Source organism: Arsenophonus endosymbiont of Bemisia tabaci Q2 (genome assembly GCF_902713415.1).
Taxonomy (GTDB): domain Bacteria; phylum Pseudomonadota; class Gammaproteobacteria; order Enterobacterales; family Enterobacteriaceae; genus Arsenophonus.
Genome location: NZ_CACTIE010000328.1, coordinates 1 through 625, shown reverse-complemented (window position 1 = coordinate 625; position 625 = coordinate 1). Strand labels below are relative to the sequence as shown.

Below are 625 nucleotides of genomic sequence, written 5' to 3'. Positions count from 1 at the left end.
AATAGCTCATATAAATAGTGTCATCAAAATTAAGTCGCTTAGCTATATTGATTTTGGATTAATAGACAAGTGGGAAATAGTCGAAAAACAAAAAGGTAAAGTTGAAATTGGTATGGTAGAGGTGACTTTGCCAGATTGGTTGTATCAAGCTATTACTAAAACTAAAGTATTACAGATTAATTCTGATTTTTTTCGAATACGGAAAGCTATAGATCGACAAATTTATGAGATTGCTCGTAAGCATTGCGGTAGTCAACACGAATTTACCATTTCACTTGATAAATTGTATTCCAAAATAGACACTTCTTCTCTTTTAAAGGAGTTTAAAAGAAAATTAAAAGCCTTGCTTAGATCTAACGATCTTCCTGATTATAAAATATCTTTAGACATATCAAGAGATAAAGTTACTTTCAAAAATCGCAATCAAAATACTCCGCAAGCTGAAGCCTCACGTAAAAAAGAGAAAGGTAAACAAGAAATTTATAGCTAGGCGACTTTAAAATGATTACAAGTAATTACTCTATTACTCTATTACTCTATTACTCTATTACTCTATTACTCTATTACTCTATATAGCTAAGCGACTTAATTTTGATTACAAAATATATATTTTCTCCAATATAAA

At 29.3% G+C, this 625-nt stretch carries 1 protein-coding gene; it reads left to right on the top strand.

The window, feature by feature from the left end; all coding sequences use genetic code 11:
• Positions 1-490 (top strand): replication initiator protein A (locus tag ARSQ2_RS11755; RefSeq protein ID WP_181995394.1); only part of this gene is annotated, 490 nt, incomplete at its 5' end.
• Positions 491-625 lie beyond the last annotated feature (135 nt).